The 16888-nt window shown below is 42.9% G+C and carries 11 protein-coding genes; 2 read left to right on the plus strand and 9 right to left on the minus strand.

Annotated elements, in window-relative coordinates:
* Nucleotides 1-92 precede the first annotated feature (92 nt).
* From HF312_03815 to HF312_03850, 8 genes are all read right to left on the minus strand, one after another.
* Nucleotides 93-1046 (minus strand): D-glycerate dehydrogenase, encoded by a 954-nt coding sequence (locus tag HF312_03815; GenBank protein MCU7519316.1) that lies wholly within the window; start codon nucleotides 1044-1046, stop codon nucleotides 93-95.
* A 17-nt stretch (nucleotides 1047-1063) separates the two neighbouring features.
* Nucleotides 1064-2695, minus strand: coding sequence for a spore maturation protein (locus HF312_03820; GenBank protein MCU7519317.1), 1632 nt, complete (start codon nucleotides 2693-2695; stop codon nucleotides 1064-1066).
* Between the two features lie 264 nt (nucleotides 2696-2959).
* Nucleotides 2960-3412 carry a hypothetical protein gene (locus HF312_03825; protein MCU7519318.1) on the minus strand — a complete coding sequence of 151 codons (453 nt, stop codon included), beginning with the start codon at nucleotides 3410-3412 and terminating at the stop codon, nucleotides 2960-2962.
* 87 nt (nucleotides 3413-3499) lie between these two features.
* Nucleotides 3500-3925, minus strand: coding sequence for an RDD family protein (locus HF312_03830; GenBank protein ID MCU7519319.1), 426 nt, complete (start codon nucleotides 3923-3925; stop codon nucleotides 3500-3502).
* Nucleotides 3926-4036: 111 nt separating this feature from the next.
* The gene (locus tag HF312_03835; GenBank protein ID MCU7519320.1) at nucleotides 4037-7582 is read right to left on the minus strand and encodes a UvrD-helicase domain-containing protein; all 3546 of its coding nucleotides are present in this window, start codon (nucleotides 7580-7582) and stop codon (nucleotides 4037-4039) included.
* A 2-nt stretch (nucleotides 7583-7584) separates the two neighbouring features.
* Nucleotides 7585-11445, minus strand: coding sequence for a HAMP domain-containing protein (locus tag HF312_03840; GenBank protein ID MCU7519321.1), 3861 nt, complete (start codon nucleotides 11443-11445; stop codon nucleotides 7585-7587).
* Nucleotides 11445-11906 carry a DUF4783 domain-containing protein gene (locus HF312_03845; GenBank protein ID MCU7519322.1) on the minus strand — a complete coding sequence of 154 codons (462 nt, stop codon included), beginning with the start codon at nucleotides 11904-11906 and terminating at the stop codon, nucleotides 11445-11447. Before HF312_03845 ends, HF312_03840 begins: the two co-directional genes overlap by 1 nt.
* A 134-nt stretch (nucleotides 11907-12040) precedes the next feature.
* Nucleotides 12041-12856 carry a hypothetical protein gene (locus HF312_03850; GenBank protein ID MCU7519323.1) on the minus strand — a complete coding sequence of 272 codons (816 nt, stop codon included), beginning with the start codon at nucleotides 12854-12856 and terminating at the stop codon, nucleotides 12041-12043.
* A gap of 312 nt (nucleotides 12857-13168) precedes the next feature.
* On the opposite strand from HF312_03850, the gene HF312_03855 reads away from it, so the two are divergent.
* Both HF312_03855 and HF312_03860 read left to right on the plus strand, forming a co-directional pair.
* Complete coding sequence (locus tag HF312_03855; GenBank protein MCU7519324.1) at nucleotides 13169-14773, plus strand: hypothetical protein; 1605 nt, start codon at nucleotides 13169-13171, stop codon at nucleotides 14771-14773.
* Between the two features lie 21 nt (nucleotides 14774-14794).
* Nucleotides 14795-15403 (plus strand): DedA family protein, encoded by a 609-nt coding sequence (locus tag HF312_03860; protein ID MCU7519325.1) that lies wholly within the window; start codon nucleotides 14795-14797, stop codon nucleotides 15401-15403.
* A 186-nt stretch (nucleotides 15404-15589) separates the two neighbouring features.
* Here HF312_03860 and ftsZ read toward each other — a convergent pair whose 3' ends face one another.
* Nucleotides 15590-16870 carry a cell division protein FtsZ gene (ftsZ, locus tag HF312_03865; protein ID MCU7519326.1) on the minus strand — a complete coding sequence of 427 codons (1281 nt, stop codon included), beginning with the start codon at nucleotides 16868-16870 and terminating at the stop codon, nucleotides 15590-15592.
* Nucleotides 16871-16888: the final 18 nt, after the last annotated feature.

Here is a 16888-nt window from a genome sequence, read left to right on the forward strand (position 1 = left end):
CCACTCCTGCAGAGAACGCCCCGGGAGCGTTCTCTGCAGGAGCAAGCCAAAGAAAACTTAATTCAAAAAAGGGGAAAAGCAAAACAAGGCACTTAAATGACCGGAGTCAGAGGTTTCCTCCCTTTTAATACATTAATGAGATTTTTAGCACATAGTTCGGCCATTTTTGTCCTTGCCTCGAATGTAGCGCTGCCAATATGAGGCAGCAGAACCACGTTCTTCAATTTCAGCAGATCCTTGTTCAGCAGGGGTTCATTCTCATAAACGTCAAAGCCTGCGGCAAAAATCCTCCGGGATTTCAGCATTTTAATCAGTTCCTTTTCGTCGAGGATCTCCCCGCGCGCAGTGTTTATTAAAATTGCAGTCTCTTTCATTAAATGTAAGTGATCTTTATCAACAAGATTCCTTGTTTTATCTGTCAATGGCACGTGTAACGAGATCACATCGGAAGTTTTCAAAAGTTTCTCCAAAGAGACTTTCTTTGCGCCCGTGGCCTTTTCAAGGCTTTCGTTTCTGGAACGGCTGAAATAAACAATGTTCATTCCGAAAGCCTTTGCCCTTACTGCAGCAGCCGCACCTATTCTTCCTGCACCTATTAAGCCGAAGGTCTTACCGCTTAAGCCGATGCCCAGAAGGAGTTCAGGAGCCCAGCCTGAAAATTTATTTTCACGCATTAACCTGTCGCCTTCCGTGATGTGCCTTGAGCAGGCAAGCATGAGTGCTATTGCAATATCAGCCGTGGCATCGGTTAAAAGTTCAGGTGTGTTTGTAACAACAATATTTTTCTCTTTTGCAGCGCTTAAATCTATGTTGTTGTAGCCCACGGCATAATTTGCAATTACCTTACAGTTTTTAAGCCCCGAGATTATATCTTTATCAATCTTATCCGAGAGAAGTGATATTATGCCGTCGGCATCTTTTGCATGCTTAAGAAACTCCTCTTTGGAAATCTGGCGGTCTTTTCCGAAGACAACAACATCTATTCCTTTTTCTATCAAAAGATCTACAGCATTTCCGGGAAGTTTTCTTGTTATAAAAGCTTTCATATTTTATCCAATTATTTTTATCCGAATAGTAGTTTTACTATAAACAATGCGCCCAGTGCACCGGCCAGGTCGGCCAGAAGTCCTGCAGCAAGCGCATGCCTTGTTCTGGCAATGCCGACAGATCCGAAATATACGGCCAGAACATAAAACGTGGTTTCACTGCTGCCGTAGAATGTTGAGACCAGTATACCTATCATGGAATCGGGGCCGTGCACGGCAATAGTTTCAGCCATTATGCCAAGCGAGCCGCTTCCTGATAATGGGCGCATGAGTGCCATCGGAAGGGCTTCGGCCGGCATTCCGATCAGGTCTGTAACAGGACGTATAATGTAAATAAGGAAGTCCATTGCCCCGCCTGCTCTGAATATACCGATAGCAACGAGCATACCGACCAGGAAAGGAATTATCCTTACAGCAACATTAAAGCCTTCCTTTGCTCCTTCAATAAATTTCTCATATATCTTAACTTTTTTGAAAAATCCATACACTATAAAAATAAAGATTAGTCCCGGAATTGCAAGAATTGAAATAATCTGTACTATATCCTTAAATAAAGAAGGGCTTATAAAGCTGAACAAAGATCCGATTGCAGGAGCAATTCCAAGGGCAAAGACAAGGGCAATTAAAACTATGAGTCCCATAAAAATACCCAGGCCCTTAACGTTTGACCTGAACCATTCCCCGCCCTCACCTTTTCTGACAGGGAATTTTTCCATAATCTTTGCCGAAGTAACACCAACGATTGTGGCACAGATTGCGCCGAAGACAGATGTGCCGATTATGATTGCAGGATCGGAGCTTCCCGAGGCAGCCCTGATGGCAATTGCCGTAGCAGGGATAAAGGTAAGGCCTGCTGTGTTAACGGCAAGGAAAGTACACATGGCGTTTGTGGCAGTGCCCTTGTTCGGGTTCAGTTTATCCAGTTCCTCCATTGCCTTCAGGCCGAAGGGCGTTGCGGCATTTGAGAGTCCGAGCATGTTGGCAGAAATATTCATAATCATGGAGCCCATTGCAGGATGGTCGGACGGGACATCCGGGAACAGGAACTTTGTAACCGGTTTAAGTGCCTTTGCAATAATTGTAATAAGCCCTGCCTCCTCGGCAATCTTCATAATGCCGAGCCAGAGAGCCATAATGCCTATAAGTTCAAGGGCAATGTTAACTGCTGTACCAGCATAGCTTAAGGCAGATGAGGTCACGTCCTTCATTTTAGCAAATGAGACCTCCTCAAAGACAATGCCTGCCTTTGCAGCCGAGTCGCCCTGAAAGTTGTAGAAGTAAACCTTGCCGTTAAGGTCGTCTTCCTTTCCTGTAACCTTTGCCATCTGCTTCCAGATCTTCGGGGTTGCGTCTCCCGTCTTAAGGAAGAGGGTTACATTTTTTTTATCCTTGTCGTAGGTAACCTTTGCATTCTGCACCACCCCGCCCGTGACGTTTTCCTTGTAATACTTACTGAAATCGGACTGGCTGACAGAAAGCCTGACGTTGTAGGTTTTTGAAAGATCATTCTTAAAAGGCTCGTCGAAACGAACCTGAACCGGAATAGGAGTATTATTCTGGTACTTATTGTTATTTTTTTCGACTAAATCGGTGCTTATTGCGACTCCAATGCCCAGTACAATGAGAGCAAGCCAGACATAATTTAACATTTACATGCTCCGGAAAACAAATTTAATGATAAAAACCGCCATTTGAACCGGGGAACAATTCTTAAAAGAGGAACACAACTGGTAAAAAGGTCCAATGGTTAAAATTACAGATAGCAATTTATGATACTTTTATTAAAAATTCATCAGCGATTTTTTATTTTCGTGAAAGGTAAGGCAAAATGGAATGCGGGATTCAGGATTTAATCCATAAGATGCTGCAAAAATCAGATTAAACCCTGAGGGCCCATAAAGGAGTACGGGCACTCAGGCGGAAACACTGCTGGCCTGGATTTCCTCTGTATCTATAAAAACGCCTCTGATGCCGATAAAGGATTCTTCACCTTCAGAACCTGAGTAATACTTATTTATATACTGGGTATAAACTTCCTCGGCACTTCTTACTTCCTCAACTCTTCTAATAATGCCGCGGCAAAGAATCTGAAGCAGTTTGTACCCCTTTGCCAGGGAAGAAGCCTCTTTTCCGTTTTCAGCCTTGAAGACTGCAAAGCTGACATTATTATCAAAGTTCATGCTCAGAAAGTTCTCATCGGACTCCTCGAAGAATAAGTAAATATTTTTATCAAGATAAAGATAGGGAACAACAGCCTGTACAAGTTCCTCGTCAGGGCTGATGAAACTGAGTACGCCAGCTTTTCCATGGGTTAACTCTTGTTCAATTACAGACATATCTCTTATCTGGGTAATTCTGCTTTTCATTTTAGCTCCTCATATATGAATATAATTTCAAATGCCTTTTCTCACTCCGGTTTTTATATGGAACCGGGATTGGGAAAAAGAAAGTTCTTAAGCTTCAGAGATGTCTTCTGATTTGGCTCTTATTTTTATAACACAGACAGTTCCGGCGAAAAGATCTCCCAGCCTTTTATTGCGCTTGCTGACTATTACAGATATCAGGTCGGGCAATACAAAAAACGGGGGAATAAAATACGTACACCTTAACAGGTTCCGGACCAGAAGGGAATAGAAATCCAAATCCTTTTCACCCTCTTTTACTACAAATATACCCATTAGAAACTTGCCCGGAGTTTTGCCTCTCCAAAGCCATTCAAAGAGAACAAAATAGAGTTCAACTATTAAGATAATAATTGTAACCAAGAGAGCAAACTGCCGCGATGAAAAAATTATTTTGTATAAAAAGAAATCAAAATAATTATTAAAAACAAATAAAAATGTGACAAGAAGAATGAGGTGGTCTATAAAAAATGCCACTGCCCTCCGGAAAATACCCGCATTGGGAAAGAAATTTTCCTTTTCAGAGGCTGAATTTTCCGTCATAATAATGCTGTTTTTCTCCACAGAAATTGTTCCGTTTCCCCGATTTTACTGCATTATGCAGCGTTTATCCATAGAATAATGACAATAGTAACAATGGTTCAGATTTTTACCAAACTCCATCCTGCGTATCTTATCCACAACCCCGTAGAGTTCAAAGCCGATAGCTTCAATTTCAGTTTTCTTCAGGACGGACTTTACCTCAACTTCCGGATGCTTCAGAAATATGAGCCTGATTTCCACCTCTTCCACTTCAGTATAAAGCTTACTGATCAGGTAGGCATAGAACTTCAGCTGCGGGAGGTAGTGCTCTTTCCTGGAATGAATTTCCTTCTCAGCGATGCCGTCCGACTTGAAATCTATAACAATTACCCTTTTATCCTCAAGAACTAGTTTGTCCACAATTCCATAGAGATAAAAGTCCTTTTCCCTTACGAGCAGCTCAAACTCATTCTTGAAATTCCTGAATGACCTAATTTCCCGGCAGGTTCTGGAGCTGAGGTATGAATTCAGGTCCTCAATAACAGAATCCTTTATGGACTTAAGGTTCTCTGCGGTTGCGTCGACAAAATGCAGTTCGCTTTTAATCAGCTCCTCAAGCCTGTCCTCGTAACTTCCCGGCACGGCTTCATGCTCCAGAAGAAAGTGAAGCAGCTTTCCCTTTACGTCGGCAAACGACGGCTTAGAGGGTTCCTCATCCTCCTGCTTAAAGTCAAAATGAGTAAAATCCCTCTGGAATGTTTTTAGAAGCTTTGAATATCCCAGTTCATATGTCAGGTAATACTTCATTGGGCACTGCGTATAGACTGCAATTTTGGTAGCTGAAATTGTCTCATCTTCCTGCATATCCGGGACAGGATCTATCTTCAGAATTTTATCTGCCAGGCTGCCGGAGCTGTCTGAAATTTCGATGGGGCTTGCCGCACCGGTTTGATTTACAACCGGGATATTCAGGGATAGAGTTTTTGTTTCATTTGTAAACCCATCCTCAAGGCTCTTAAGGAAACTTTGTTCAAAGTTTATTTCTACTGCCTCCACCGGAAGCTTTATTTTCAGTCCTGTGAGTATGAGGCTCATGAAGGATTCCGGGTTAAACTTATAGTCTTTGTGTGTTGCAGAAATATAGAGGTAATTCTTAGCCCTGGTCACGCCCACATAAAGGAGCCTTTTTATTTCGGCCAGGTTCTTCTTCCTTGCCATAAAGTTATGCAGTGCAACGATGGGTGCCTGCCTGTAGTCTTCAAAATAGTTATTGTTGACAGGAACAGAAGTAAGCAGTCCGAAGTCCTTATTTATAACAACCGACTTTGCCCTGACCGTATCCTGCTGAGTGTATTCATGGCAGGCATAAAGAAAAACAGCCTTGTATTCGAGCCCCTTTGCCTGGTGGAGCGTCATTATTTTCACGCATGCGCTTTCAAGTGCAACCGAGGCCTGGCCTTCGTCGTCTATATTTATAATTGCATCGCTAAGGTAGTTAATAAAATCGTAGAGCGTCTTATAACCCGAAATGGAAAAGTTATGCGAAATAGCGATCAGCTTCTCCAGGTTTGCTATTTCCTGAAGGCCGTTGGGTTTTGAGCTCAGAACCGTAAGATAACTGCTTTCCCTTATTATCCTGCGAAGGAGCGAGGTAAGGTCATACTGGTGAACAAGCACCAGGTTGTTTTCAAGTATGGATGCAACTTCCTGAATCTTCGGCGACTCCGGGGCATAGGCTTTAAGTGACTCCCAGAAGCAGTATTTTTCCCTCAGCGATATCTCATAGATCTCAACGTCCGAAAGTGAGAAAAAGGGGGACCTGAGGATGCTAACCAGGGCAGCGTCGTTTTCCCTGTTAAGGAGGAAAGACAGGTAGTTATAGATGTCCGATACAAGCTGTTTCTGGTAAAAGCCCGTGCCCCCTACGATTGTAAAGGGTATGTGGTACCTGTTAAAAGCCCTTTCCAGTTCTTCAAATGATTTTCTTTTGCGGCAGAGGATTGCTATGTCATCAAACCTGATGTCTTGAGTCCCATCAGATCCCGTAAGGCATACAATTTTGCGTGCAATGAGTTCAGCTTCAGTATTAGTTTCATCTGTCTTATCAGCCAGTATTATTTCGACTCCGCCGGGCGTTGTTTCGTCCTTAGCACATACCAGGTCACAATAGTTAACCTCGTTATAGACAGGATTCGGATTACTAAAAAGGCTGCGGAAGATATAGTTTGTAAAAAGGCATATTGCAGGGGCCATTCTGAAGCTGTCGGGCAGGTTAAGCAGGTTCTTTTCGCCCGAGGCCATCATGATGTCACTTTTTGTACGGTTAAACACCTTGAGCTCGGCATCGCGGAACATATATATGCTCTGCTTTTCATCTCCAACAATAAAAAGGTTACCCTGCCTGAGGTAGTCAAGAATGGGCATAAAAATTTCGTACTGGACTTCGTTGGTATCCTGGTATTCGTCAATCATTACGTACTGCAGCTTTTCCCTTAGGGCCCGGCAGACATCTTCCTTAACAAGTATGTTCTGCGTAAGGATAAGTATATCTTCAAAATCCAGGTAGCCCATCTGGCGCTTTTTCTCGCCGTAGGCGTTTAAGGCGCTGTCAAAAACCTCGATTAAATTCTTTCCGAATCGCGCAAGCTCTACTTCTACTTCCTCGTGGTCTCCGGGCAGGTCGAATCCTGCAATTTCAGAAAAATATTCCTCAACACTCCTTATTTCCGCGCTTAGGACCTCACGCTCCTTATTAAGGTATCCTACCTTCTTCAGGCTTGAAGTGGAACTGGTAATAAGCCTGCCTTTTAGCTCCTTAAGGATTGCGAGCATCCGGCTAAAGCTGTCAGCTTCCTGAAGCCTGCAAAGAAGAGAATCAACTTCGAGAGCCAAAGGGTTATCGGGCTTATGGGAAAGTACAGTACTGTTAATTCTCTTAATACTGATGATAACCTTTTCCCTGTTAGCCTCAACGATCTGCGAGACATACTTTTCAAAATTCGTGTAGAAAAAGGTGCTTATTTCTTTCTCATCCTTCGTATAGACTTCCGAAGCCAGCTTCAGTATGTTTTTCCTTTTTTGTATAAGCGAGGCAACCACGCTTTTAAGGACGTTCTTGGAAGCAAATATTCTTATCAGGTATTTGAGCTTTCCAGAATTTTCCTCATCTGAGATATAATGCTTAATCGTCTCCTCAACGCTAAGGTCCAGGAGCTCATCTGAAAGGTTCTGGTCAATAGGTGTAAAGTTAGCGTCTAGTTCAGCCTCCAGGGGGAACTCGCGCAAAATGTCTATGCAGAAGGAATGGATGGTTGAAATATTGGCCGAAACTAGCTGGCGCCTTATTCTTTCAATTATTTTCTTTTCCTGAAAGTCCGTACTCTCAAGGTAGCGCCTCTGCACCTCTTCGGAAATCTTCTTATATAGTTCCCCGGCAGCTTTATCTGTAAAAGTGATGGCAACGATATTTCTTAAAGAGACATTTTCCTTTAGGGCAATTTCCACGTAACGCCTTGAAAGGACGAATGTTTTTCCCGAACCGGCATTTGCGGTCAGGGAAATGTGCTCTTTGTAGTTCAAAGCAGCCTGCTGGTGTGGAGTGATTCCTGCCATAGTTACCGCACTTTTTTAAATTGAAGGAGAATTCTTGTTCCCTTGTCATTGGATCCGGCTATAGTTATGCTGCCGCCGATTCCTTCCATAAACTTTTTCGCAATTTTAAGGCCTAAACCCATTCCCTTTTCCTTGGTGGTAAAATTCGGTTCAAAGATGCGCGGCAGGAGCTCCTCCGGGATACCTTTTCCGTTATCCGTAATTTCAAGATTGATGAATTCCCCGTCGCTTATGGCCTTAAGGCTTACTGCTGTAGCCCCGGCCTGAATGGAATTCCGGATAAGGTTAATAATTGTTCTTTTAAGCTGGTCCCTATCGGCCTCAACAATAAGGTTCTTTGACTCATTGCTGATTGAAATTTTAACGTTTTCCTCCACATACAGGTCACATGCTTCCTGGGTAACTGCGCTCAAGTCAACCTTTTCCACCTTGAGGTTGGGCATTCTTGCAAATCCGGAAAACTCTGAGGCTATATTGCTCAGTGTGTCAATCTGATTTATGATTGTTTTGGAGACCTTGTCAAAAATTGCATCGAACTTAGGAGACTTATCCCTGTATGCAATCATCAGCTGCTGCACGGCCAGCTTCATCGGAGTAAGCGGATTTTTTATCTCATGAGCAACCTGGCGTGCCATCTCCTTCCATGCCGATTCCCTTTCCATCTGTGCAAGCTCCGCCTGGCTTCTCTGAAGCTCGCGGATCATGGAATTAAACCCGTTAACAAGGTCCCTGATTTCCCCTTTCTGCTTATTCCTGATTTCAAAGTTAAGGTCTCCTCCTGCAACTGAAATTGTAGCCCTTGTGAGCCCCCGGATAGGAGAAGAAATTCTGTTGGCCAGAATGGTGCTTATCATTATCACCAGTATAGTAGCAAAGAAATAGCTTCCGAAAAGAAATATATCCACTTCCTCGCCTGTAATAGGGAGTGAAATTTTGTTAAACACATCGCTTACCTTAAGCACGTAGTCGGTTCCGTCAAAGTTGACCTTTGTATAGATTGAATTATACGTGTAATCCTCGGCCTTTTCCCTCATGTCGTACCTGGTGTATCCCTGGAAGAAGAGTTTGCTGTAAGCCGAAGGGTTCATTATCCCGGGCAGAATTCCCGCCCTGAAATATTCTTCGCGTGTACTGAAGGTCTGCCTGTTCCCGGAATAAAGCGCAAAATCCAGGTTCAGGTCCCGGGAAGCCTCAGAGAATATGAGGTTGATGGGTTTCGTCTTATCCTGCTTCAAATGCTCCCTGACGTAGCTTTCAATGTTGCTGGTACTCTGCCCAAGCTTAAGTAAAATCAGGTCACGGGTTTTCTCCTCTGTAAGGCTCCTGTTATAAAAAGCCATAAAAATAAGAGGCAGCAGTGAGATAAAAAGAAAAGCCGCAAGAAGCTGCGCCCTGAAGGTATACTTAATAAATCCCGACTTCCTGAGCTGAGTGCCGTATAGGACCAGAAGCAGGACGATTATAAAAAGGCTGTGGATAAAGAAGACCTTAAAGAAATTGTAAAGGCTCCAGGAAAAATTCTTTTCTCTTAAGAGCACGGCAATTGTTCTTAAGTTTTCCCCTTTTATTTCCCTCAGTATATATGTCGTATAGTTCTCATCATCCACCTTCAGTGTCGTCCATGCTTCCCTTTCTTCCGGATGGGTCAAAAGAATGCTTTTTGTATAAGTATCGGCAGGAGTAATATCCCCGTATACGTTTTTCAGCCTGTCGTTTTCGAACTCAAAGACTTTCAGCTTTTCAAAACTGACGGTGGAATTTGCAGAGTTAAAATTAGAGGCCAGGAAAGGGGGAAGGCTGCTGACCTTGTAGTTATCGGGATTAAAGAGAACCGAGGTAACGACGTATCCCAGGAGCACATTATCTTCTTTTATCGGCACGATGCCCGAAATAATTTTGCCGCCGTCCAGGCCTTCGGGCCTGTAATTATTAAAGATCTGAATATCCTCGCCCTCGTAGTTGAGCACCATTGGTGTAACCCTGTACACAGGGTTTATATCAACGCCAAAACTGCCCAGCATTCTCTTCTCCCTGTCAAGAAGCGTAACCGAGGAAGGCATTGCCTCTCTCTGAAGTGAGCTTTCGGACCAGATCATAAATGCCGCGGTTTCAAAGTTCGTCCCCTGCTCTTTTAAGGCCTTAACGGTTTCATCGCTTCTTGTAGCATTTATTAAAGACTCACGCACAAGGAATTCCAGCCATTCGTCGCTTGCCCTGGTCAGTTCATAGGCTGTGGTCTTCAGCGACTCTTTTTCCAGCGAAGAGTTATAGTAGTTGAGAAGGCTTATTGTTATTACCGATGAAATAAGTGCATAATACACATAATTGTAGAGTACTTTACGCTCCCCGAAGAAAACTTTCCAGGCCAGTATGAAAGTAAAGGTAACAAACAAGATCCTGATAAGTGGTGTGCCCTGGGGTTCATTTTGAGTAAGGTCATAGATGACACCTGCAATCTGAAAGACTATGAGCACCCAAAGCATGCTTTTTTGCAGCTTCTTCTTTTCAACGTACGGGATATAATTAAATATTGTAAGGAGTATTGAAAGGGCAACCAGGACCGAACCGGTTCCAAGAAGAAGTACATTCAGCTGCATCAGGGCAGCAGGATAATCGGGCAAGAGCCCGGGCTCTCTGAAATAGCGCAGTGAAGAGTCGAAAATGACGCTTCTTATTGATGCCCCGAGCCCTCTTAAGAAAATAAGGTACAGGAGGACAGAAATAGCTGTAAGAATGGCAAAAGAATATATGTTCTTTTTCTCATCATTCCTGTTTGTCTTGATGTGTGCTACAACGTTTTCATAAATATAAACGCAAATAAAAAGGGCAAAAATAACCGTAATGAAGAATTCCAGCGGGCTTTTCACAATTCCGAATCCAAATGACGAGGCAAAGAAAGATGCATTTGTCAATGGCCCTTCAAGAAATTTTGCCGGGACCTCCATGAAAAACAAAGCAAACCTTAATGCAACTGCAAATACAATTAAGACCGAGGCCTTAAGGAGCCTGCTTTTAACCCCCTGGATCTCGCTGAAAAAACCCATGAGCAAGGCAGCCAGTCCTACTATTGCAAGTATAGACTGAAGATCAATAAAGAAGTCTTTGAGGCTTGCCTGGCTTTCGTCTTTTGCGGGCTTTAAGAACGAAACTACGGCTATCTGGTGGCTCTTATTGTTGTTAATTACAACTGAATATTTCCTTCCGTCCAGGCTTTTATGGGCAACCTGGGAGTATTCTATCTCAAAAGGGGTCAGATACTTATTGGTAAACTCCTCAGTCAGGCTAATCTTTTTGTAGTAATCATTCTGAATATTGTAATACTTTTCAACCGGGAGGCTGACAGACTCGTAATATAATCTTCCTGCAAGCCTTACAGTATCCGTTACTGTTAAGTATGTATAAAGGCCTGATCTATAAAAGTGAGCTTCACCCGGATCATAAAAAACCGGGAAAAACCTTTCCTGCGGAATTGCAATCTCATCCGTCCAGGCAACGAGCTGTTCATTGTCATTAAATACTTCCACAGAATAGTCGGAAGAATTCTTTTCATTTAAGGCTTCAATGAGGCCCTGAGGGCTGGCTTTTCCCCGGACTGACAAAGTTCTTATTAAGCTTTTTACCTGGGAGCTTTTCTTAAGGACGTTATTTTCCTTCGACTTAAGGCTTTTAGAAACCGAAGACTCAATAGAAGTGACTATTTTATTTAGTTCCTTTTCCCAATTCTGCTGTCTGCTTTGGAGCATTACCGGCGAAACTATGCCAGTAACCAGAATGAGAAAAACGGACAAATAAAAAACCGAGAAATACTTTTTACTGCCCTTCCAGAAGTATTTATTTAATATTTTTTTATATTTGCCTGACATCAGTTAATCGTAATCTGGGAAATCTTCCAACTATTTCCAAATAGTTTTAAGGAGATATATACCTGTGCAGTTCCCCTTACCCCCCTGGATTCATATCTGTAGTAACCCGAGGCATAAGGATTATCGGTCCTCTCGTTTACAGTAAGGAACCTGAAACTGACAGGTTTGTAGATACGCGAAAAATCCTGCAGTATATAAAATACCTGGGTAGCACTGTAATATCCGGTAATGCCGTTGGGTAAGCTTAAATAGGTCTGAGAACTGATATTGTTAGAAAATTTGTTAATATCCCGGAGAGAAAATCCCTCTTCGATTTTGTTAAAAATCACCCTCGGAACGTCACCTGTAAGCTTTTGGTCCTTGAGCTGTCCTTTGGGATTAAAAGACTGGGGATACAAAACTTCACATAATGCTATCCAGATACTAAAGGAAAGAATTATATAAAAAGACTTCCGTATCATTAAAAATTGCATTAAAATTAAACATCAATCCAAATATAAACAGCAAATATAGAAAAAGCATACTAAAAAGTATGCTTTTTCACTTCATTCACACTGCCTTAGTTATTTATGGCTTTTAGAGGCTGAATCCTGCCCTACTTCAGGAGCATTCTGTGGTGCTTCTTTTCGTCGAATGTAAGGGTTTTTCTTTCCCCTGCTGACTCCTTGAGCATCCTGTTGCCCTCGACGGTCTGGTAAGCCCAGTCGAAGGTAATCCTGTCATTTGTTATGTTTGTCACCCTGATTTTTGCATAATGGTTGTCAAAGGTCCAGATGACGTAAGTATGGCCTACAACTGCAACGGTATCCTTTGTAGGTGACCAGCCCTGGGTTGGGGCCATCTGTATATCGTAAATATCTCTTGTAGGACCCATATCCAAAATATCCGAGTCGTCCCATACATCCAGGTAGAACTTGCCCTGAAAGTTTTCAAAGAAGAAATCTGTATTCTTAGAGTCATACGGCATTACTGAATTTGAGGCAAACTCAAAGCCCGAGGTATTCGGGAACCGCCTGTAGTCGTAGATCACCCTGTCAAAATCCTCAGGACGGGGTGTGCTCTGCACCTGCTCGATGCTTAAATCACTTTCATTACCGTTAAAGTCATATGCCGCAACTGCATAGAAGTAAGTGTCGCCATTTTTTGCATCATAATCCGTAAAATGGTCAGACTCTGTGGAGCCCAGGAGCGTATACTTCCCATCGTAGGAGTAGCTGTAATAAACGTTATATCCTGCCACTTCTTTGTTGCGGCTATAGTCCCAGTATATATCCACCCTGTTATTCCCGTTTATGGAATAAACATTTGATGGCGGTGCAGGAGGTGCATCATTAAAGTGATTCTGATTTATATCGCATCCCGTTAATAAGAATGCATATACAGTTATAAATAAAGCGGTTAAGTATTTCATAAGTTTCATTTCAGACCCCGGTTATTGTTCTCTTTCTTTGATATAAACAACTTAGGTGCCAGAATAATTCTGCGATTTTTGCATTTTAACGGGGCTTTTAAGTCCCGCGGTGTACAATAATCTATACAACAGTTGTTCACTTTAGCTGAGGAGTATGAATTCTGAATGTGAAAGGCTAATATTTTTCCTCTTTCCGGGGTCCTTTCCAGGAGAAATTTTTGATTGCAATGGGTGATTTTTTATTTATATTAACTTAAATACAGCCATTGCAGGGAAAAGAAGCAGGATTGGAAAACAAAGAAACTTAGCTAAATGATCAAGAAAGATGTATTACGTACTTTGCAGCCGGCAAAAACTATTGCACCTGAGACCTATAAGATTTTGCTGCCCTTAGTTATAATCGCGGGATTTGCATTAAGATTTATACTTCTAGGAGCTGAAAGCCTGACGTTTGATGAGGTTTATTCGGTCAGGCTCGCTCAGATGTCATTTGGGGATATAATTCAGCAGACTTCCCGTGACTTTCATCCCCCTTTGTACTATTTTTTGCTCCACATCTGGACCTCACTTTTCGGCTACGGCGAGACTGCAGTGCGCGCACTTTCTGTTTTGTTCAGTACAATTACAATCTATGCCATATTTCACCTGGCAAAATACATTTTTGAAGAAAGGACAGCCCTCGTATCCTCTTTTCTTCTGGCACTCTCTTACATAAATATAGAGGCTGCGCAGGAAGCCCGGATGTACGCACTGCTTAGCTTACTAACAGTTGTTTCAATGCACCTATTGCTTCTGGCGCTTAGCTCGCACAAGAAAAGCATGTGGGTAATGTACCTCATTGTAAACTTTCTTCTTCTTCACACACACGTTTACAGTTATTTTATTGTTGCTGCTGAATTTTTCTATTTCTTCAGCCTTGCATTTTATTCCAAAAGGAAGTTTAAGGAAAACGTTCTTCCTTTTCTTTCTACAAACGCCGTAACTTTCTTTCTTTTTGTACCCTGGTTAATTATCTTCTACAGGCAGTTCCTCCTGGCGCAGAAAATCCTCTGGATTCCGAGAGCTACACTTCTGCAGCTTCCGGAGACTTTAGTTGAGTATTCGGGTTCGCTAATACTTGCCTTAGTAATGATCCCGATGATGATGCTGTCAATTATTTTTATCTCCAGGGTAATTAAAGTCAACGTACAGGGAAAGTTTGCCGGGGACTTTGAAGATATTGAATACAGGCTGTCTATAGTTAACGTTAATGAGGCTTATTTTCTTTTTATCTGGCTTTCTGTTCCGGTACTCCTGCCTTTTCTCATTTCGCAGTTCCTTTCCCCCATTTTTATGGTCAAATATACTGTTGCCTCTTCTGCGGCATTCATTATACTTGCAGGCAAAGGGATAAATAATATATCTTCAAAACCAGTGAAATTATCGATACTTCTGCTTATTTTGGGCCTGTCAGTTTTTAATTGGGCAAACGACCTGGTTACGACAAATAAGGAGACGTGGCGTGAGGCAATAGGATACCTGGACGCAAAGACAAAAAAGGGCGACGCCATATTGTTTAATGCCGGCGTATGCAGATTTATGTATGAGTATTATTCCAAAAGGACGGACGTCGTTTTGATTCCTTTTGAGCCAAGTGCCCCGCAGCTAAACCCTGACAGCCTGCGGGAAATGCTGAGGCCTATAATGGAAACTCACAGGAATGTGTGGCTGGTTTCCTCGCATAACCGCGACTGGAATGATACGGTAGCCAAGACTTTGCTGGCTGCCTCTGATTCGTCATTTCACAGATATTTCTTTTCACATTACAGGAAATACTTTTTGTACGACGTTTACGACGACAGGTCATCCGACTTTATACTCCTAAGGCAGTATAATTCGCCCGATATAAAGCTCTACTATTTCAGCTTTAATAAATAATTTTTGGTTTTTGGGGAGTTAATGGGAAATATAGAATTCTGGATTAGTCAGTACGGTTACGGGGGGATTTTCATTTTGCTTGTTCTTGGGATTGTGGGGCTGCCTGTTCCTGATGAAACTTTACTTACTCTGACCGGTTTTTTGGTTTACAAGGGCGACCTTAAGCTTGTTCCTGCCTTCTTTTCAGCCTATCTGGGAAGTGTAGTTGGTATAACTTTAAGCTACACAATCGGGCGCACATTCGGGCTTTATGTACTTCACAAATACGGCAGATATCTTCACATTACAGAAGAAAAGCTTGCAAAGGCACACAACTGGTTCGAAAAAGTGGGGCGCTGGGCGCTTTTAATAGGATACTTTATTCCCGGCATCAGGCACATTTTTGCCATAATTGCAGGAACCAGCAAGCTGGAGCTCTGGGAATTTGCTCTTTTTGCCTACCTTGGAGCATTTATCTGGGCTGCGGGATTCCTTTCAGTAGGATACTTTTTCGGGGACAAGTGGGAAGTTATGCTTGAGAGCGTTCAGCACCACACGGTTATGATCTCTTTTATACTGGTAGTACTGGTACTTCTTTTCCTTTTATTCAAGAAAAAAATTCTGGGGAAATCTGCCGAGAAAGCTTCCTGAATACTGCAAAAGGTCTATCTTAAATTTTTAAAATAAAAAAAGGCTGCCAGATTTCATTTGCGAATTGGAAGAGTCATTTTTCGCTTATCTTTGTCACCACAACAAGGAGAAATCCCAGCCAGCCTTTTTTAATCTTCTGTATACTTCTTACTTTTTAATTTTTCCTTTTTAATTATTAATTGACTTCTAGTCCATCATCATTCTGAGGAATGAAGAGCTTTCATCGTCATCTCTGTCGTCTTCAACCTGTTTTCTTTTGTCTTCAGGCTGATAATTTGCAATCTTATCGATTGTAAATCCGCTCTGAGGTACCTGATCCTCTTCCGGAAGGGCAACCGATTTTGAGCCTTTCACGCGGAAAATGGTCGGTATATCCAGATCCTCCTGCTTTGTAAACCTGAAATCGTTCTGTTCAGGTTCCTTTGGGCTATAGCCCCCGAAGGAGAAAGATGGAGTCGGCTGCGGCTTTGCGGCCTGAGGAGCTACTTCCTTCTGTTTCCTGTTGCTGTCGAAACCGGTGGCAATTACGGTATAAGAGACGTATTCATTCATCTCCTCTTTATTTACCCAGCCGAAGATAACGTTTGCTTCTTCGCCTGCAGCATCATAGATCACCTTGTTGCCCTCATCGATCTCGCGCATTGTAAGGGAGCTTGAGCCTGTTACATTAAGGAGTATATTCTTAGCGCCCTTAATGCTTACGCCTTCAAGGAGCGGGCTTGAGATAGCCTTCTGAGCAGCTTCAATTGCGCGGTTTTCGCCGCTTGCAATTCCGCAGCCCATTAAGGCCTCACCGCTCTGGCTCATAACCGAGCGCACGTCGGCAAAGTCCACGTTTATAATGCCGCCTATGGTAATAATGTCGGCAATTCCGCGCGTAGCCTCGTAGAGCACTTCATTCGGCTTATCGAAGGCCTGGTTAGCGCTGATTGAAGGGTCAAGTATATTCAACAGTCTTTCATTCGGAATTACAATAAGGCTGTCAACATACTGCCTTAATTCCTGAATGCCCTGTTCGGCATTCATCATTCTTTTCTTGCCTTCCCATCTGAAGGGTTTTGTTACAATACCGACTACAAGAGCGCCCAGGCTCTTTGCAATAGAGGCAACTATAGGAGCTCCCCCGGTACCGGTACCGCCGCCCATACCGGCAGTAATAAAGACCATATCGCTTCCTTCCAGGATCTTGGTCAGCTTTTCACGGTCTTCTTCAACAGCTTTCTTGCCTACATTAGGATCGGCTCCTGCTCCAAGGCCGCGTGTAACGCTAGTGCCGACCTGGATTTTATGAGTAGCAGTGTTTTTAATGAGCACCTGGGCATCAGTATTAACTACAATGTACTCAACGCCGCTCAGTCCCCTATTGATCATGCTCTCAACTGCATTACAGCCGCCCCCGCCAACGCCAACTACTTTCAGCTGTGCCGACATAGGATTTTCACGATCCAATGTTGCAAAAAATGACATAAACTTCCTCCTTGTTGT

The sequence above is a fragment of the Ignavibacteria bacterium genome, from assembly GCA_025612375.1.
Classification (GTDB): domain Bacteria; phylum Bacteroidota; class Ignavibacteria; order Ignavibacteriales; family SURF-24; genus JAAXKN01.

Excerpts from the sequence above, each read along its gene's own strand:
- HF312_03815 (MCU7519316.1), bottom strand. The coding sequence starts at position 1,046 with ATGAAAGCTTTTATAACAAGAAAACTTCCCGGAAATGCTGTAGATCTT.
- HF312_03820 (MCU7519317.1), bottom strand. The coding sequence starts at position 2,695 with ATGTTAAATTATGTCTGGCTTGCTCTCATTGTACTGGGCATTGGAGTC.
- HF312_03825 (MCU7519318.1), bottom strand. The coding sequence starts at position 3,412 with ATGAAAAGCAGAATTACCCAGATAAGAGATATGTCTGTAATTGAACAA.
- HF312_03835 (MCU7519320.1), bottom strand. The coding sequence starts at position 7,582 with ATGGCAGGAATCACTCCACACCAGCAGGCTGCTTTGAACTACAAAGAG.
- HF312_03840 (MCU7519321.1), bottom strand. The coding sequence starts at position 11,445 with ATGTCAGGCAAATATAAAAAAATATTAAATAAATACTTCTGGAAGGGC.
- HF312_03845 (MCU7519322.1), bottom strand. The coding sequence starts at position 11,906 with ATGATACGGAAGTCTTTTTATATAATTCTTTCCTTTAGTATCTGGATA.
- HF312_03850 (MCU7519323.1), bottom strand. The coding sequence starts at position 12,856 with ATGAAATACTTAACCGCTTTATTTATAACTGTATATGCATTCTTATTA.
- HF312_03855 (MCU7519324.1), top strand. The coding sequence starts at position 13,169 with ATGATCAAGAAAGATGTATTACGTACTTTGCAGCCGGCAAAAACTATT.
- HF312_03860 (MCU7519325.1), top strand. The coding sequence starts at position 14,795 with ATGGGAAATATAGAATTCTGGATTAGTCAGTACGGTTACGGGGGGATT.
- ftsZ (MCU7519326.1), bottom strand. The coding sequence starts at position 16,870 with ATGTCATTTTTTGCAACATTGGATCGTGAAAATCCTATGTCGGCACAG.